Annotated in this window: 17 protein-coding genes and 1 pseudogene; 14 read left to right on the forward strand and 4 right to left on the reverse strand. The window is 66.5% G+C overall.

Going from position 1 to position 13,323, the window contains the following annotated elements:
• Window positions 1–85: 85 nt before the first annotated feature.
• Window positions 86–550: pseudogene (gene rpsP, locus B1A78_RS16425) on the forward strand (30S ribosomal protein S16); the annotation flags it as partial.
• Between the two features lie 189 nt (window positions 551–739).
• Window positions 740–1,240, forward strand: a complete 501-nt coding sequence (gene rimM / locus B1A78_RS16430) for a ribosome maturation factor RimM (RefSeq protein ID WP_077148000.1) — start codon at window positions 740–742, stop codon at window positions 1,238–1,240.
• A 10-nt stretch (window positions 1,241–1,250) separates the two neighbouring features.
• Here rimM and B1A78_RS16435 read toward each other — a convergent pair whose 3' ends face one another.
• Window positions 1,251–1,637, reverse strand: coding sequence for a surface-adhesin E family protein (locus tag B1A78_RS16435; RefSeq protein ID WP_077148001.1), 387 nt, complete (start codon window positions 1,635–1,637; stop codon window positions 1,251–1,253).
• Window positions 1,638–1,864: 227 nt separating this feature from the next.
• On the opposite strand from B1A78_RS16435, the gene B1A78_RS16440 reads away from it, so the two are divergent.
• On the forward strand, window positions 1,865–3,349 hold the full coding sequence (locus B1A78_RS16440) for a serine hydrolase (RefSeq protein ID WP_256838970.1): 1,485 nt from the start codon (window positions 1,865–1,867) through the stop codon (window positions 3,347–3,349).
• On the opposite strand, the gene B1A78_RS16445 is transcribed toward B1A78_RS16440, so the two are convergent.
• From B1A78_RS16445 to B1A78_RS22740, 3 genes are all read right to left on the reverse strand, one after another.
• A complete protein-coding gene (locus B1A78_RS16445) occupies window positions 3,346–4,059 on the reverse strand; it encodes a hypothetical protein (RefSeq protein WP_077148002.1) in 714 nt (237 codons plus the stop codon). The genes B1A78_RS16440 and B1A78_RS16445 overlap by 4 nt on opposite strands.
• A gap of 22 nt (window positions 4,060–4,081) precedes the next feature.
• Complete coding sequence (locus B1A78_RS16450; RefSeq protein ID WP_218667992.1) at window positions 4,082–5,329, reverse strand: diguanylate cyclase; 1,248 nt, start codon at window positions 5,327–5,329, stop codon at window positions 4,082–4,084.
• Between the two features lie 200 nt (window positions 5,330–5,529).
• Window positions 5,530–5,691: a hypothetical protein gene (locus tag B1A78_RS22740; protein ID WP_179102069.1), complete on the reverse strand. Its 162-nt coding sequence runs from the start codon at window positions 5,689–5,691 to the stop codon at window positions 5,530–5,532.
• A 101-nt stretch (window positions 5,692–5,792) separates the two neighbouring features.
• Here B1A78_RS22740 and B1A78_RS16455 point away from each other — a divergent pair, with 101 nt between their 5' ends.
• The 11 genes from B1A78_RS16455 (at window position 5,793) to B1A78_RS16505 (ending at window position 13,209) form a co-directional block, all read left to right on the forward strand.
• A complete protein-coding gene (locus tag B1A78_RS16455; protein ID WP_077148013.1) occupies window positions 5,793–6,677 on the forward strand; it encodes a LysR substrate-binding domain-containing protein in 885 nt (294 codons plus the stop codon).
• 69 nt (window positions 6,678–6,746) lie between these two features.
• The gene (locus B1A78_RS16460; protein ID WP_077148004.1) at window positions 6,747–7,028 is read left to right on the forward strand and encodes an AbrB/MazE/SpoVT family DNA-binding domain-containing protein; all 282 of its coding nucleotides are present in this window, start codon (window positions 6,747–6,749) and stop codon (window positions 7,026–7,028) included.
• Window positions 7,025–7,405: a type II toxin-antitoxin system VapC family toxin gene (locus B1A78_RS16465; protein ID WP_077148005.1), complete on the forward strand. Its 381-nt coding sequence runs from the start codon at window positions 7,025–7,027 to the stop codon at window positions 7,403–7,405. The genes B1A78_RS16460 and B1A78_RS16465 overlap by 4 nt, the downstream gene beginning before the upstream one ends.
• A complete protein-coding gene (gene trmD, locus B1A78_RS16470) occupies window positions 7,402–8,139 on the forward strand; it encodes a tRNA (guanosine(37)-N1)-methyltransferase TrmD (RefSeq protein ID WP_077148006.1) in 738 nt (245 codons plus the stop codon). The genes B1A78_RS16465 and trmD overlap by 4 nt, the downstream gene beginning before the upstream one ends.
• A 6-nt stretch (window positions 8,140–8,145) precedes the next feature.
• Entirely contained in the window at window positions 8,146–8,523 is a 378-nt protein-coding gene (gene rplS / locus B1A78_RS16475; protein ID WP_058808697.1) for a 50S ribosomal protein L19, read from the forward strand.
• A 98-nt stretch (window positions 8,524–8,621) separates the two neighbouring features.
• On the forward strand, window positions 8,622–9,239 hold the full coding sequence (locus tag B1A78_RS16480; RefSeq protein WP_083734239.1) for a DUF1287 domain-containing protein: 618 nt from the start codon (window positions 8,622–8,624) through the stop codon (window positions 9,237–9,239).
• A gap of 35 nt (window positions 9,240–9,274) precedes the next feature.
• Window positions 9,275–10,300, forward strand: a complete 1,026-nt coding sequence (locus B1A78_RS16485; protein WP_077148007.1) for an aspartate-semialdehyde dehydrogenase — start codon at window positions 9,275–9,277, stop codon at window positions 10,298–10,300.
• A 4-nt stretch (window positions 10,301–10,304) separates the two neighbouring features.
• Window positions 10,305–11,183, forward strand: a complete 879-nt coding sequence (locus B1A78_RS16490) for an alpha/beta hydrolase (RefSeq protein ID WP_077148008.1) — start codon at window positions 10,305–10,307, stop codon at window positions 11,181–11,183.
• Window positions 11,184–11,187: 4 nt separating this feature from the next.
• Window positions 11,188–11,964, forward strand: coding sequence for an arginine deiminase family protein (locus B1A78_RS16495; RefSeq protein WP_077148009.1), 777 nt, complete (start codon window positions 11,188–11,190; stop codon window positions 11,962–11,964).
• A 4-nt stretch (window positions 11,965–11,968) separates the two neighbouring features.
• Window positions 11,969–12,592 carry a DUF2238 domain-containing protein gene (locus tag B1A78_RS16500; protein WP_077148010.1) on the forward strand — a complete coding sequence of 208 codons (624 nt, stop codon included), beginning with the start codon at window positions 11,969–11,971 and terminating at the stop codon, window positions 12,590–12,592.
• Window positions 12,592–13,209, forward strand: a complete 618-nt coding sequence (locus B1A78_RS16505; RefSeq protein ID WP_144037869.1) for a hypothetical protein — start codon at window positions 12,592–12,594, stop codon at window positions 13,207–13,209. Before B1A78_RS16500 ends, B1A78_RS16505 begins: the two co-directional genes overlap by 1 nt.
• Window positions 13,210–13,323 lie beyond the last annotated feature (114 nt).

A 13,323-nucleotide genomic window follows, 5' to 3' on the forward strand; every position in this document is an offset into this window, starting at 1 on the left:
CCCGCCCGAACTCGCCAATCTGATGAACAAGAAAAAGTGACTTTAACCGACAACCTGAATTTGAATTAGAAAGAAGGAATTACCTATGGCTACCTCCATTCGCCTGTCGCGCGGCGGTTCGAAAAAGCGCCCCTATTACAAGATCGTCGTCGCCGATTCGCGCGCCCCGCGCGACGGCCGCTTCATCGAGCGCATCGGCAGCTACAACCCGCTGCTCGGCAAGGACAATCCCGAGCGCGTGAAGCTCGACGCCGAGCGTGCGAAGCACTGGGTCTCGGTTGGCGCGCAGCCGACCGACCGTGTCGCCCGCTTCCTCGACGCCGCGGGTGTCCTCGAACGCGCCGCGCGCAACAACCCGAACAAGGCCGTCCCGGGCGAAAAGGCCAAGGAACGCGCCGAAGAAAAGGCCCAGAAGGCTGCTGACGCCGCCGAAGCCGCAGCCGCTGCTGCCGCCGCTCCGGCCCCCGAGCCCGAAGTCGTCGAAGAAGCCGCTCCGGCCGCTGAAGAAGTCGTGGCCGAAGAAGCTGCCGCTCCCGAAGCCGCTGAATCGGACGCAACCGGTTCGGTGAAGAGCGAAGAAACCGCCGAAGCCGTCGCCGAAGCGGTGGCCGAGGAAGTCCCCGCCGACGCGACCGCCGAAGACGCGACCGCGATCGCCGAGGAAGTCGCCGAAGGCGGCCCGGTTGCCGAGGAAGCTCCGGCTGCCGAAGCCGGCGAAGAAGAAGCCAAGGCCTAAGCCTTGGCCGACGCGCATCGCCCCGTTACCCTCGCCGCCATTGCCGGCGCGCATGGGGTGCGGGGCGAGGTGCGTCTCAAGCTGTTCGGCGAAGGCGCGGAGGCTCTCCGCGCCTTTTCCACATTCAGCGCGGGCGACCGCCAGCTGACCCTGAAGTCGATCCGCCCCGCCAATCAGGGCGCGGTCGCGAGCTTTGCCGAAGTCACCGACCGCAGCGCGGCCGAGGCGCTGCGCGGCACATTGCTCACCGTCGCGCGTTCGGCGCTGCCGCCGCTCGCCGAGGGCGAATATTATCACCACGACCTGCTCGGCCTGCCATGCGTCGCCGACGACGGCACGCCGCTCGGTCAGGTTGTCGCGATCGACAATTTCGGTGCGGGCGACATCGTCGAGATCGAGCGCCCGACCGGCAAGCGCTTCATGGTGCCGATGCGCGCCGAGGCGGTCCCCGAATGGAACGCCGAGCGGCTCGTCGTCACCCGCGCCTTCGCCGACGCCGGCTAGGCCGTCCGGCTCAGCGGCAGAATTGCTCGCGTTTGCGCGCCGCGATCGACTCGGGCACGATATCGAACCAATATTCGTCGTCGGTCATGTCGAAACGTTCGATTTCGGCGCCCGACGCGTCATAATCGATGATCTCCATCGGCCGCATCCGGTTGCCCTTGCAGTCCAGCTCTTCGAGCGAATCGCTTAGCACCGGCTCATCCTCGTCGAGCGTCGCGCTGCGGCCGTCGGCGCGGGCGCGATATTGCACGAACTGCCCGTTCCGCTTCACCGTCGCCGGGTCGTAATATTGGACGAGCCCGCGGTCGTCGCTGGTCAGCTCGACCCATTCGGCCGCCGCCGGCACCGTGACGCCCAGCGCCGACACCGCCACCACCGCATAGACAAATTTTCGCATGTCCGAATCCCCAGGCGCCCCCACGACGCGCCGCCATCCTGCTGATATCGCCGGTCAAAGCAAGCCCAACGAATTTAGGGTTGCCGCCCTCGTCACCCGCCGCCCCGCTTGAGGCTTGACCTCGCGCACGCGACCCCGGATCAGGTCGGGATGAGGGGAGGGCGGACTCGCCTCGCTCGCTTGTGGAGGATCCGATGCGCCTGAGACCGGCTTTTCTTTTTGCAGCCATGCTGGCGGCCGCGTCGCCCGCGCTCGCGCAGGACGCCGCGCCGCAAAGCCTCGAGCAGCTGACGCCCGAGATCGACGCGCTCTTCGCCAAATATCAGGTCGACGCGCATATTCCCGGCATGGTCTATGGCATCGTCCAGGACGGCAAGCTCGTCCATGTGAAGGGCATCGGGGTGCAGGACCTCGAGGCGAAGCGCCCGGTCACCGCCGACAGCCTTTTCCGCATCGCCTCGATGACCAAGGCCTTCACCGCGCTCGCGATCCTCAAGCTGCGCGACGACGGCAAGCTCCGCCTCGACGACCTTGCCGAGCAATATGTGCCCGAAATGAAGTCTTGGACCTATCCCACCAAGGACAGCCCGCGCATTCGCATCCGCGACCTGCTCCAGCATGTCGGCGGTTTCGTCACCGACGATCCGTGGGGCGACCGGCAGCAGGTGCTGCCGCAGGCCGAATTCACCCGGATGATCGCCGCCGGCGTGCCCTTCAGCCGCGCGCCGCAGAGCCAACATGAATATTCGAACTTCGGCTATGCGCTGCTCGGCCGCATCGTCGCCAACGCCTCGGGCATGGCCTATACCGACTATGTCCAACGGACGATCCTGACCCCGCTCGGCATGGCGCACAGCGGCTTCGACGCGCCGCACGCGCCGAAAGAGACCTATGCGCTCGGCTATCGCTGGGAAAATGATGCCTGGGCGGCGGAACCCGAAATGGTCGACGGCGCGTTCAATGCGATGGGCGGGCTTCAGGTCAGCGCCAATGATTATGCCAAATGGGTCGCCTTCCTGCTCTCGGCCTGGCCCGCGCGCGACGATCCCGACACCGGCCCGGTCCGCCGCGCGACGGTGCGCGAACTCGCGCAGGGATCGAACTTCACCTCGGTCGTCAACCGCATCGGCTCGACCGGCGCCGAGGCGTGCAAGCAGAGCCTGGCCTATGGCATGGGCTGGCGCGTCGCGCAGGATTGCGAGCTCGGCCTCACCCTCGCGCATGGCGGCGGTTATCCGGGCTATGGCAGCCATGTGATGCTGATGCCCGACAGCGGCACCGCCGTCTTCGCGCTCGCCAACCGCACCTATGCCGGGCCGTCGGGGCCGGCATGGGACACGGCGGTGGCGATGGACAAGGCCGGGCTGCTCGTCGGCCGCGACACCCCGGTGTCGCCCGCGGTGGCGCAGATGTTCGCCGCGACGCAGGCTGCCTATGCCGCGGGCAATCTGAAACCGCTCGACGGCAAGCTCGCGATGAACTTCCTGCTCGACCGTTCGGCCGCCAATTGGGCGGCGGAACTCGCAAAGCTCAAGGACCAGGTCGGCACCTGCCCGAGCGCCGAACCGCTCGCCCCGACCGGCGCGCTATCGACCGCCTTCCGCCTCAATTGCGACAAGGGCAAACTCGACGGCACGCTGCTGCTCGCGCCGACGAGCCCGGTGACGATCCAGGCCTGGCGGCTGCGCGTCGTGCCGCCGCCCGCACCCTAGCGCGGCTTCGACAGGTCCGCGGCGACCTCGGCGATCGAGCGCGTCCGGTAATCGCCGCCCGGGTCGCGCCACATCGCGCCCCATTTGACCGTCGCGGACTTCACCCGCTGGTCGTTCCGAAATTCGTTCGTGCGGTGGTTCGGAGTCTTGACGATCAGGAAGCCGGTCCGTTCGATCGGGATCGACAGCCGCCCCGACCCTTCGGCCACGCGGACCGGATAGCTGAACTTGCCGGGCATCGTCTTGCCATAGAGCGTCGCGACGGCGGCATGATCGCGGCCCGACCGTTCGGTCATCGCCAGATCATAGTCGATCACCAGCCGCTGGCCTTCGAACAGGAACATCGTGTGCAGCCCGACGTCCTCGCGCCAGTTGGGCAAGATGCTCTTGCCATGATGAAAGGTCGAAAAGCCGACCCACGGAAAGAGGCCCGAAATATGCGCGAACAGCGCAAGCGCGATGGCCATCACCGTGCCGAGGAACAGCCGGTCGAAGAATTTGCGCCCGACGAGGTTATAGACCGCATGGCGCATCCCGCGATCGGTCAGATCGTCATATTGGTCCGGCAGCCCGACAAAGCCGTTGGCGACCCGCTCGCGCGAAAAACCGTCGGGCCGCTCGCGGATGCGCGGTCCGCGCTGCTTGCGCTCGCGGCGGTCCTCGACCGCGTCGGCGACCGTCTCGGCGATCAGATACCACATATTCGACATCGGCTTTCCCCCGTTCGCGGCGTCACGCCGCCGCGATGAATACCACCCGGTCGCGGCCGCTTTCCTTTGCGGCGTAAAGATTGATGTCGGCCGACTTCATCGCCGCGCCGAAACTCGTGTCGCGCGCGATATGGACCAGCCCCATCGACGCGGTCACCGGGCGCTTCAGCGACGGCACCATCTGCGCGATATAGGATCCGACGCGCTGGCGCAGCCGCTCGGCCTCGCCCGCGACCGCGCTCGCTTCGCAGCGGAACAGCAGCGCGAATTCCTCGCCGCCGATCCGCGCCGCCATCGCGCTGCCCGATCCCAGCGCGACCCCTGCGGCAAAGATCACCCGGTCGCCGACGTCATGGCCGTGGCGGTCGTTGATCGCCTTGAAATGGTCGAGGTCGACGATCGCGATCGCGACCGGTGGTTCCTTGCCGTAACTTTCCTCGATCGCGCGGCGGTTGGGCAGCCCGGTCAGCGGGTCGGTGTGCGCGATGACGCGCATCGCCTCGGCCTGCGCCTGCGCCTCCTGCCGGTCGCGGCGAAGCCGGACGAGCCGGTCGAGGATGCCGAAGGCGGTCAATATCACCTCGAGCCCCAGCGCCGGGAGCAGCAGGAACAGCAGCAGGCGAAAGGGTTCGGGCATGAAGATGTCGTGGAACAGGCTGACCGCCAGCACCCCGGTGATCCCGCTCCACGCCATTGCCTGATAGCGCGCGGTGCGGCTGCCGCGGCGGATCGCCACGACGACCGCCCCGACCGCGGTCACCAGCATCGCGGTGAACAACAGGTTGCGCATCGCGAAATAGAGCATGGGCGGATCGCTCATCAGCACCGCCGGCGTGGTCAGCAGGATCAGCGCGGGCGGCCAGCCGAGCAGCTGGTAATGCCGCCGCCCGATCATCCCGGGTTCCAGATAGGCGCGCAGGAACGGCCCCGACAGCACGATGCCCAGGTCGAACAGGATATTGATCCAGATTTGCCGGTCGAAACTGTCGGGCGGCAGGAAGGCGCCCATCGCGAGCGGCGACAACAGGATTGTCAGCAGGAAATAGGCGAGCGTCCGCGCGCTCTGCCAGATCAGGAAGCGTTCGCGCAGCAGCGCGAAAAAGGCGGCGTTATAGGCGACCGAAAACAGCAGCAGGCCCAGGAAAAGCCCGGTCAGCACGCCGTCCCAGTTCATGTCGGTGCCGTCGGCCAGCGCCGATTGCGCGCGCACGGGTACGGCGGTGCAAAACAGCACCGCGCTTACCCTCAACGCCCGCGCCCATCGCGCCATCATATCCCCCTGGTCCGAGAAGCGAGGAGGCTAGGCGCCAAGCGGCTGATTTTTGGTTAACATCGACGGCGAAAGCGCGTCTTGCCCGTGCTGTTTTTCGGGGCCGCAGCGCCGAACTTGCCGAAGAGCACCTTGCGGCGGGGACTCTCTCCGGCAAGTTCGACGCTGCGACCATGGCGGCGTCGCGTGGCGAGCACCGGTCAGCCGAGCCCGATCCGTCCGCGCAGCATGGCATCGCGGTCGTCGCGGCGGCGGCGCAGCCGGGCGATCGTGCCCGCGATCATGGCAAAACCGCGATCGATATCGCTGCTGAAGCGCGGGTGCGCGTCGTTCCAGTTCCGCATCCAGATTTCGTCCTGCATCGTCTTTCTCCTTCTTTGCGATGCGCCCCAGATGCGCCTTTGCGCGGCTCGCCGCCAACAAAAGCCTTGTGCCCTATCATAAGTTGACCTTATATATTGGCATGTCCCGCATACCCCCGCTCGCCGCGGTTCGAACCTTCGAAGCCGCCGGTCGTCTGGAAAATTTCTCGCGCGCGGCGGAGGAATTGGGAATGACGCAGGCGGCGGTCAGCTATCAGGTACGCCAATTGGAGGATCGGCTCGGCCGCGCGCTGTTCGTGCGCGAAAAGGGGCGGGTGCGCCTTTCCGAAACCGGGCAGCGGCTGCTCCCCGCGATCTCCGGCGCCTTCGCCGCGATGGGCGACGCTTTCGCCGCGCTCGACAGCGACGAGGCCGAGGTGCTGACGATCAACGCGGTGACCAGCTTCGGCGGCGCCTGGCTCGCCGCGCGCATCGGCCGCTTCCAGCTCGCCTACCCCGACCTTGCGGTGCGACTGTCGATGTCGAACATGCTGATCGACTTCGACGCCTCGAACGTCGATGTCGCGATCCGCATCGGCCGCGGCGACTGGCCGGGGCTGCGCGGCCAGCATCTGCTCGACCAGTCGGTGACCCCGATGTGCTCGCCCGCCTTCCTCGCGGCGGAGGGCATCGCCGAACCCGCCGACCTGCTGCGCGTCGAACGGCTGGCGCCGAACGACAGCTGGTGGGCCGACTGGTTCATCGCCGCCGGGGTACCGACGGTACCGCCGCCGTCGCGGCGCGGCATCGAACTCGACAGCCAGCTGCAGGAGGCGAGCGCGGTGCAGGCGGGCTATGGCGTCGCGATGATGACCCCGCTCTTCTGGCGGAACGAACTCGACAGCGGCCGCCTCGTCCAGCCTTTCCCGACCGTCCTCGACACCGGCCGCGGCCTGTGGCTCGTCCACCGCGACAACCGCGTCGGGGTGCGCAAGATCGAACGCTTCCGCGAATGGCTGCTCGCCGAGCTGGAGAAGGATCGGTAGGTGGCGCGCGCGCCGCAGTCTTGACCGATCAATCGCTCGTATATACATTGCGTATATACGGAGTTTGCCATGACCAAGGAATATCGCGCCAAAGTCTTCAAGTCGGGCAACTCGCTAGCTCTGCGTTTGCCCAAGGCACTCGGGCTGGAGGAGGGGACCGAGATGATCGTCCGCGAGGAGCATGGCGAATTCCGCTTCGAACCTGCCGAGAAACCAAAGGCCAAGCTCGATATCAGCGGCTTCTGGGGCAAGGCGCCCGGGCTCAAGGTTCCCGAACGGCGCGATTTCGATGAACGCCCCAGTGCGATCGCCGCGCGGGAAGCTGCTGCGAAGACAACGTCCGGATCGTGATCCGCTATCTGATCGATGCGGACTGCGCCGTGTACGCGATGACGGCGCAATTCCCCGCGCTCGGCGAGCGATTGTCCGACTGCATTCCTGGCGAGGTCGCGCTATCGGCGGTTAGTTTTGCGGAAATCGCCTTGGGGTCGGAACTCGGCAAGCCACCGCCTCCCGACATTCTTGAAGCATTTGTGCGGGCGATCCCGATCCTGCCGTTCGACGAGGCGGCGGCGCGGGAATACGCAAGATTGCCCTTCAAACGTGCGCGTTTTGATCGATTGCTGGCAGCTCATGCGCTCAGTATCGGCGCAACTGTCATCACCAACAACAAAGCCGACTTTGCCGACGTACCGGGATTAATGGTCGAGAATTGGACACAAAAATGACCTTCACCGCCGTCCCCCTGACCCTCTATCCCGACATGTTTCCCGGCCCGCTGGGGCACAGCATGGCGGGTCGTGCGCTCGAGGCGGGGGTTTGGTCCTGCGCGCCTGTCCAGATCCGCGATTTCGCGACCGATCGGCACCGCACCGTCGACGACACGCCGGCCGGCGGCGGCGCGGGCATGGTGCTCAAGGCCGACATATTGGCCGCCGCGCTCGACCATGCGGTCGCGGCGAATCCCGACCTCCCGGTCCTCGCGATGACCCCGCGCGGGGCGCCGATCGCCCAGGCGCGCGTGCGCAGTCTCGCGGCGGGGCCGGGGGCGATCATCTTGTGCGGGCGTTTCGAGGGTTTCGACGAACGCATCTTCGACGCGCGGCCGATCGAACAGGTGTCGATGGGGGATATCATCTTGTCGGGCGGCGAGATGGGGGCGCTGATGCTCCTCGACGCTTGCATTCGGCTGATTCCCGGCGTAATGGGCGCGACTTCAAGCGGGGACGACGAATCGTTCGAGAACGGTTTGCTCGAATATCCGCACTATACCCGACCTGTTGAATGGGAAGGGCGCACGATCCCCGAAGTGCTGCGATCGGGGGATCATGCGAAGATCGCCGCCTGGCGGAAACAACAGGCGGAGGATCAGACACGGTTACGCAGGCCGGACCTTTGGGAGCGTCATGTCGATGCTCGGGACCGACCTGCCTCTGGCGCGCGGCGAAAAAAGAAGGACTAGAGGGTCATGAACCTCATCCAGACGATCGAAGCCGAAGAAATTGCCAAGGCTGGCAAGACGATCCCCGAATTCCGCCCCGGCGACACGCTGAAGGTCGGTGTGAAGGTCGTCGAAGGCGAACGCACCCGCGTGCAGAATTTCGAAGGCGTGTGCATCGCACGCTCGAACAAGGGCATGGGCTCCAACTTCACCGTGCGCAAGATGTCGTTCGGCGAAGGCGTCGAGCGCGTGTTCCCGCTCTATTCGCCCAACATCGACAGCATTACCGTGATCCGCAAGGGTGCCGTGCGTCGTGCGAAGCTTTACTATCTTCGTGGCCGCACTGGTAAATCGGCGCGTATTGCGGAACGCCGCGATTACCGGTCGGAAGCCGGCGAAGGCTAAGGAGAGCTTCTCCTCTACAAAGCCGAAACAGCTTTCAAAAACGACCGGTTCCGCCAACAGGCAGAGCCGGTCGTTTTCATTTGGGCAACGCAAAATCCATGCAGCAGTCCGCGTCCTTCCAGCCTTCACGGCGCGCCGTCCTCGGCGCGGGGCTGTGCTTTGGCGCACTCGGGCTGTCGGGCGGGGCGCTTGCCGCGACGATCGCCGAGCGGCTCGTCGCCGCCGCCCGCAAGCAGGTCGGCGTCACGCTCGCCTATGACCCGGCCTATACCGTGCTCGCTTTCCCGAACGGCGACGTGCCGCGCGCCAGGGGTGTGTGTACCGACGTCGTGATCCGCGCCTATCGCGACGCGCTGGGCATCGACCTGCAGGCGCTTGTAAACGCCGACATGAAGGCCAATTTTGGGGCCTATCCGAAAAACTGGGGGCTGCGCCGTCCCGACCGCAACATCGATCATCGCCGCGTACCGAACCTTGCGGCCTACTGGACGCGCCAGCGTGCGCGCTTGCCGCTCTCGATCGATCCCGCCGACTGGCGGCCGGGCGACATCTTCACCGCGATGACCGGCGGACGTTTCCCGCACACCGGCATCGTCTCCGACCGAACTAGCGCAGCGGGTCGCCCGCTCATCATCCACAATATCGGTCGCGGCACGCGCGAGGAAGACGCGCTGTTCGACCACCCGCTGACCGGCCGTTTCCGCTGGAAAGTCTGAGTTTCAACCGAATTCTACGTACGAGGAGTGTTTCAATGGGTTATCGTATCGTTGTCGCCGGCGCGACGGGCAATGTCGGGCGCGAAGTGCTCGCCATCCTCGCCGAACGCGAATTCCCCTATGACGAGATCGCGGCGGTCGCCTCGTCGCGCAGCCAGGGCGACGAGATCGAGATCGGCGACACCGGCAAGACGGTGAAGTGCCAGAATATCGAGAATTTCGACTGGGCCGGCTGGGACATGGCGATCTTCGCGATCGGCAGCGACGCGACCGCGATCCACGCGCCCAAGGCTGCGGCCGCGGGCTGCGTCGTGATCGACAACTCGTCGCTCTATCGCATGGATCCCGACGTGCCGCTGATCGTGCCCGAGGTGAACCCCGACGCGATCGACGGCTATACGAAGCGCAACATCATCGCGAACCCCAACTGCTCGACCGCGCAGATGGTCGTCGCATTGAAGCCGCTGCATGACGCCGCGACCATCAAGCGCGTCGTCGTCTCGACCTATCAGTCGGTGTCGGGCGCGGGCAAGGCGGGCATGGACGAGCTGTGGAACCAGACGCGCCAGATCTTCGTCGGCGACGAAAAGGACGTGCAGAAGTTCACCAAGCAGATCGCCTTCAACGTCATCCCGCACATCGACAAGTTCCTCGACGACGGCTCGACCAAGGAAGAGTGGAAGATGGTCGTCGAGACCAAGAAGATTCTCGATCCGAAGATCAAGGTCACCGCGACCTGCGTCCGCGTCCCCGTCTTCGTCGGCCATTCGGAATCGATCAACATCGAGATGGAGGATGAACTCTCGGCGGAGGATGCGCAGCGCATCCTGCGCGAGGCGCCGGGCGTCGTGCTCCACGACAAGCGCGAAGACGGCGGTTACATCACCCCCGTCGAATGCGTCGGCGATTTCGCGACCTTCGTCAGCCGCGTCCGCGAGGACCCGACGGTCGATAACGGCCTCAACCTCTGGTGCGTCAGCGACAACCTGCGCAAGGGCGCCGCGCTGAACGCGGTGCAGATCGCCGAACTGCTCGGCCGCCGCCACCTCAAGAAGGGCTGAGCATTTGATCCGCTTCCGGCGCTGGTTCGGCCTGTTGTCCCTCGCCGGAAGCCTCTCCCTGCTGGGCGGGGCGTGGGCTGTCGGCACGTTGCAGTCCCGCCCTGCCAACACGGCGATCGCTTCGCCGCCCCCGCCCGGCCGCGATGTTGCGCTGCGCGCAACCGATGGGCTGCCGGTTGCCGCCAGCTATTGGCCGGCAGCGGACACTTCGGCTCCCGCCGTGCTGCTGCTGCATGGCAATGACAGCTCGCGCGCCAGCCAGTTCGAACTGGCCGCCTGGCTTGCCGCAAGGGGCTATGCCGTGCTCGCGATCGATTTTCGCGGCCATGGCGAATCGGCGGCGGTGGCGCGCAGCTTCGGTTATTTCGAGGCCCGCGATGCGGCTGCGGCGCTTGCTTGGCTGCGTGCCGAGCGGCCGGGCGCATCGGTCGCGATCATCGGTTCTTCGCTCGGGGGTGCTGCATCGCTGATCGGCGAGCAGGGGCCGCTCGCGTCCGACGCCCTGATCCTTCAGGGCGTCTATCCCGACATCCGCGCCGCGATCCGCAACCGTATCGGCCATCGCCTCGGCGATTGGCCCGCCACTGTGCTCGAACCCTTGCTGAGCTACCAGTCCGATCTGCGTATCGGCGTCGGTCCCGATCGGCTTTCGCCGATCTCCGCCATCGGGCGCTACAGCGGACCCATACTGATCATCGGAGGCGCCGACGATCATTATACCCCGCCTGACGAAACGCGACGCCTCTTCGCCGCCGCGCAGGGGCCGAAGCGCCTGTGGATTGTGCCGGGCCGGGGTCATAATGATCTGCTGGCCACGCAGGATCGCGCATGGCAGGACCATGTTCTGTCCTTCCTCGAAGAGAATCTGGCTCCTGCCCGCTGATCCCATGACCGCCCCGCACGCCTTCACCCATGCCATAACCCGTACGCCCGCTCCGTCGGCGGTGAAGGGAATCCGCGCCGACGGTGGCCCCGATCCCGACTTTCCTGCGCTGGCCACCGAACATGACGCCTATCTCGCGACTCTGCGCGAGCTTGGCCTGAACCTCACCGTCCTACCGCCGCTCGACGCCTTCCCCGATGCGCTGTTCGTCGAGGATGTCGCGCTGACCTTTCCCGAAGGCGCGATCCTGCTCCGCCCCGGCGCCGCGACGCGCGCGGGCGAGGTCGCTTATATCGGCGAAGCGCTCGCCGCGCATCACGACCGCGTGCTCGAACTCACCGTCGGCCATGTCGATGGCGGCGACGTGCTGCGCCTCGCCGACCGCGTCGTCATCGGCCTCTCGGCGCGCACGAACCGCGTCGGCGCCGAGCAGCTCGCGACGCTGCTCGCCGACCTCGGCTATCGGGCCGAAATTGCCGACACCCCGCCCGGCGTGCTCCATTTCAAGACCGGCTGCGGATTGATCGACGCAGAGACGATCTTCGCCGTCCCCGCGCTCGCCGACTGCCCGCAATTCGCCGGGCTCGAGGTGGTCGTGACGCCCCCGGGCGAGGAGGAAGCCGCCAACCTCCTGCGTATCAACGACAGTCTTCTCGTCGGCGACCGCTGGCCCGCAACGCATGCGCTGCTGAGCGCGCGCGGCCTCGCGATCCGCCCGCTCGCGACGCGCGAGATCGCGCGTATCGACGCGGGGCTCAGCTGCATGTCGCTGCGCTGGTGACGCGATGATCGCGGCCTTCGCCGCCCTCCCGCGCGCGCAGAAAATCCTCCTCGCCCTCCTCGCGACGCTCCTCCTCGCCGCGCAGGTCGCGCAGCCCTATCCCGAGATCGCGCTGCTCCAGCACATCCCGACGCTCGCCTTCCTGCTCGCGTCGCCCTGGCTGCTCCGCCGCTGGCCGCTCTCGACCGCGTCGCTCGCGTGCATCGTGGCGTTCCTCGCGCTTCACACATTGGGCGGCCGCTACGCCTACAGCAATGTCCCCTATGACGACTGGGTTCATACGCTCACCGGCACCACCCTCTCCGACGCCTTCGGCTGGACCCGCAACCATTATGACCGCCTCGTCCACTTCGCCTTCGGCGCGCTCTCGGTCGTGCCGGTCGCCGAGATCGCGCGCCGCTGGGGCGGGCTCACGCCGCGCGGCGCCGCGCTGACGGTGCTTGCCTGGGCGCTCGCCATCTCGTGCCTCTACGAGATTTTCGAATGGCTGCTCACCATCGTCGCGGCGGGCGAGACCGCCGACCGCTATAACGGGCAACAGGGCGATATCTGGGACGCGCAAAAGGATATGGCGCTCGCCACCCTCGGTGCGATATTGCTGCTCCCCCTTCTTCGCAGGAGCCGATGATGCGCCACCTCACCACCCTGATTCTCAATGGCGTCCTCATCGGCCTGCTCGCGGCCTGCAAGCCCGCCGCCGACACCGCGCCGGTCGACAAGGAGCCCGCCGCACCCCCGGTCCCCGCGGCAAAGGCCGACGGCCCCGCCGCCGCGACCACCGGCGTCGCGCTCGACGGCGAAGGACTGCGCTTCGTCGACAAGGCAAGCGGCAAGGCCAGCCTGCTCGCCTTCGGCGTACCGCGCGCGCAGGCCGAGGAGGCGCTCGCACGCGTCATGGGCACCCTCGACGACCGGCGGACCGACGATCAATGCGGCGCGGGTACGATCGAATTCACCCGTTTCGACGCGATGACGCTCAACTTCCAGCAGGGCAAGTTCGTCGGCTGGTTCCTCGGCAACGAACCCGGCGCCGACCAATATTCGACGATGAGCGGCATCGCGATCGGCACGACCCGTGCCAAGGCGGGCGAATCGGTCAAGCTCGTCGCGATCGAGGACAGCACGCTGGGCGAGGAGTTCAGCCTCGGCGAGGGCGAGAATGTCGTCGGCGGCATGTTCGCCGCACCGGGCGATGCGGCAAAGATCGACGCGCTGTTCGCGGGGACGAACTGCTTCTTCCGATAGGGGCTGTGGTCCAAGAATAATATGATCTCCCCTCCCGCAGGCGGGAGGGGCAGCGAGACTTGGGCGCTTGCGCCCTAGTCGCAGCGGGGTGGGTATTGGCAACGCTGCTGGCCC

Source organism: Sphingopyxis sp. KK2, assembly GCF_001990265.1.
Lineage (GTDB): Bacteria > Pseudomonadota > Alphaproteobacteria > Sphingomonadales > Sphingomonadaceae > Sphingopyxis.

What these genes read in the sequence shown, in the direction of transcription:
- B1A78_RS16505 (WP_144037869.1), top strand. Translation starts at nt 12,592, where the DNA reads ATGCGCCACCTCACCACCCTGATTCTCAATGGCGTCCTCATCGGCCTG.
- B1A78_RS16460 (WP_077148004.1), top strand. Translation starts at nt 6,747, where the DNA reads ATGACCAAGGAATATCGCGCCAAAGTCTTCAAGTCGGGCAACTCGCTA.
- B1A78_RS16480 (WP_083734239.1), top strand. Translation starts at nt 8,622, where the DNA reads ATGCAGCAGTCCGCGTCCTTCCAGCCTTCACGGCGCGCCGTCCTCGGC.
- B1A78_RS16440 (WP_256838970.1), top strand. Translation starts at nt 1,865, where the DNA reads ATGCTGGCGGCCGCGTCGCCCGCGCTCGCGCAGGACGCCGCGCCGCAA.
- trmD (WP_077148006.1), top strand. Translation starts at nt 7,402, where the DNA reads ATGACCTTCACCGCCGTCCCCCTGACCCTCTATCCCGACATGTTTCCC.
- B1A78_RS16445 (WP_077148002.1), bottom strand. Translation starts at nt 4,059, where the DNA reads ATGTCGAATATGTGGTATCTGATCGCCGAGACGGTCGCCGACGCGGTC.
- B1A78_RS16485 (WP_077148007.1), top strand. Translation starts at nt 9,275, where the DNA reads ATGGGTTATCGTATCGTTGTCGCCGGCGCGACGGGCAATGTCGGGCGC.
- B1A78_RS16450 (WP_218667992.1), bottom strand. Translation starts at nt 5,329, where the DNA reads ATGGCGCGATGGGCGCGGGCGTTGAGGGTAAGCGCGGTGCTGTTTTGC.
- B1A78_RS22740 (WP_179102069.1), bottom strand. Translation starts at nt 5,691, where the DNA reads ATGCAGGACGAAATCTGGATGCGGAACTGGAACGACGCGCACCCGCGC.
- B1A78_RS16500 (WP_077148010.1), top strand. Translation starts at nt 11,969, where the DNA reads ATGATCGCGGCCTTCGCCGCCCTCCCGCGCGCGCAGAAAATCCTCCTC.
- B1A78_RS16455 (WP_077148013.1), top strand. Translation starts at nt 5,793, where the DNA reads ATGTCCCGCATACCCCCGCTCGCCGCGGTTCGAACCTTCGAAGCCGCC.
- B1A78_RS16435 (WP_077148001.1), bottom strand. Translation starts at nt 1,637, where the DNA reads ATGCGAAAATTTGTCTATGCGGTGGTGGCGGTGTCGGCGCTGGGCGTC.
- rplS (WP_058808697.1), top strand. Translation starts at nt 8,146, where the DNA reads ATGAACCTCATCCAGACGATCGAAGCCGAAGAAATTGCCAAGGCTGGC.
- B1A78_RS16495 (WP_077148009.1), top strand. Translation starts at nt 11,188, where the DNA reads ATGACCGCCCCGCACGCCTTCACCCATGCCATAACCCGTACGCCCGCT.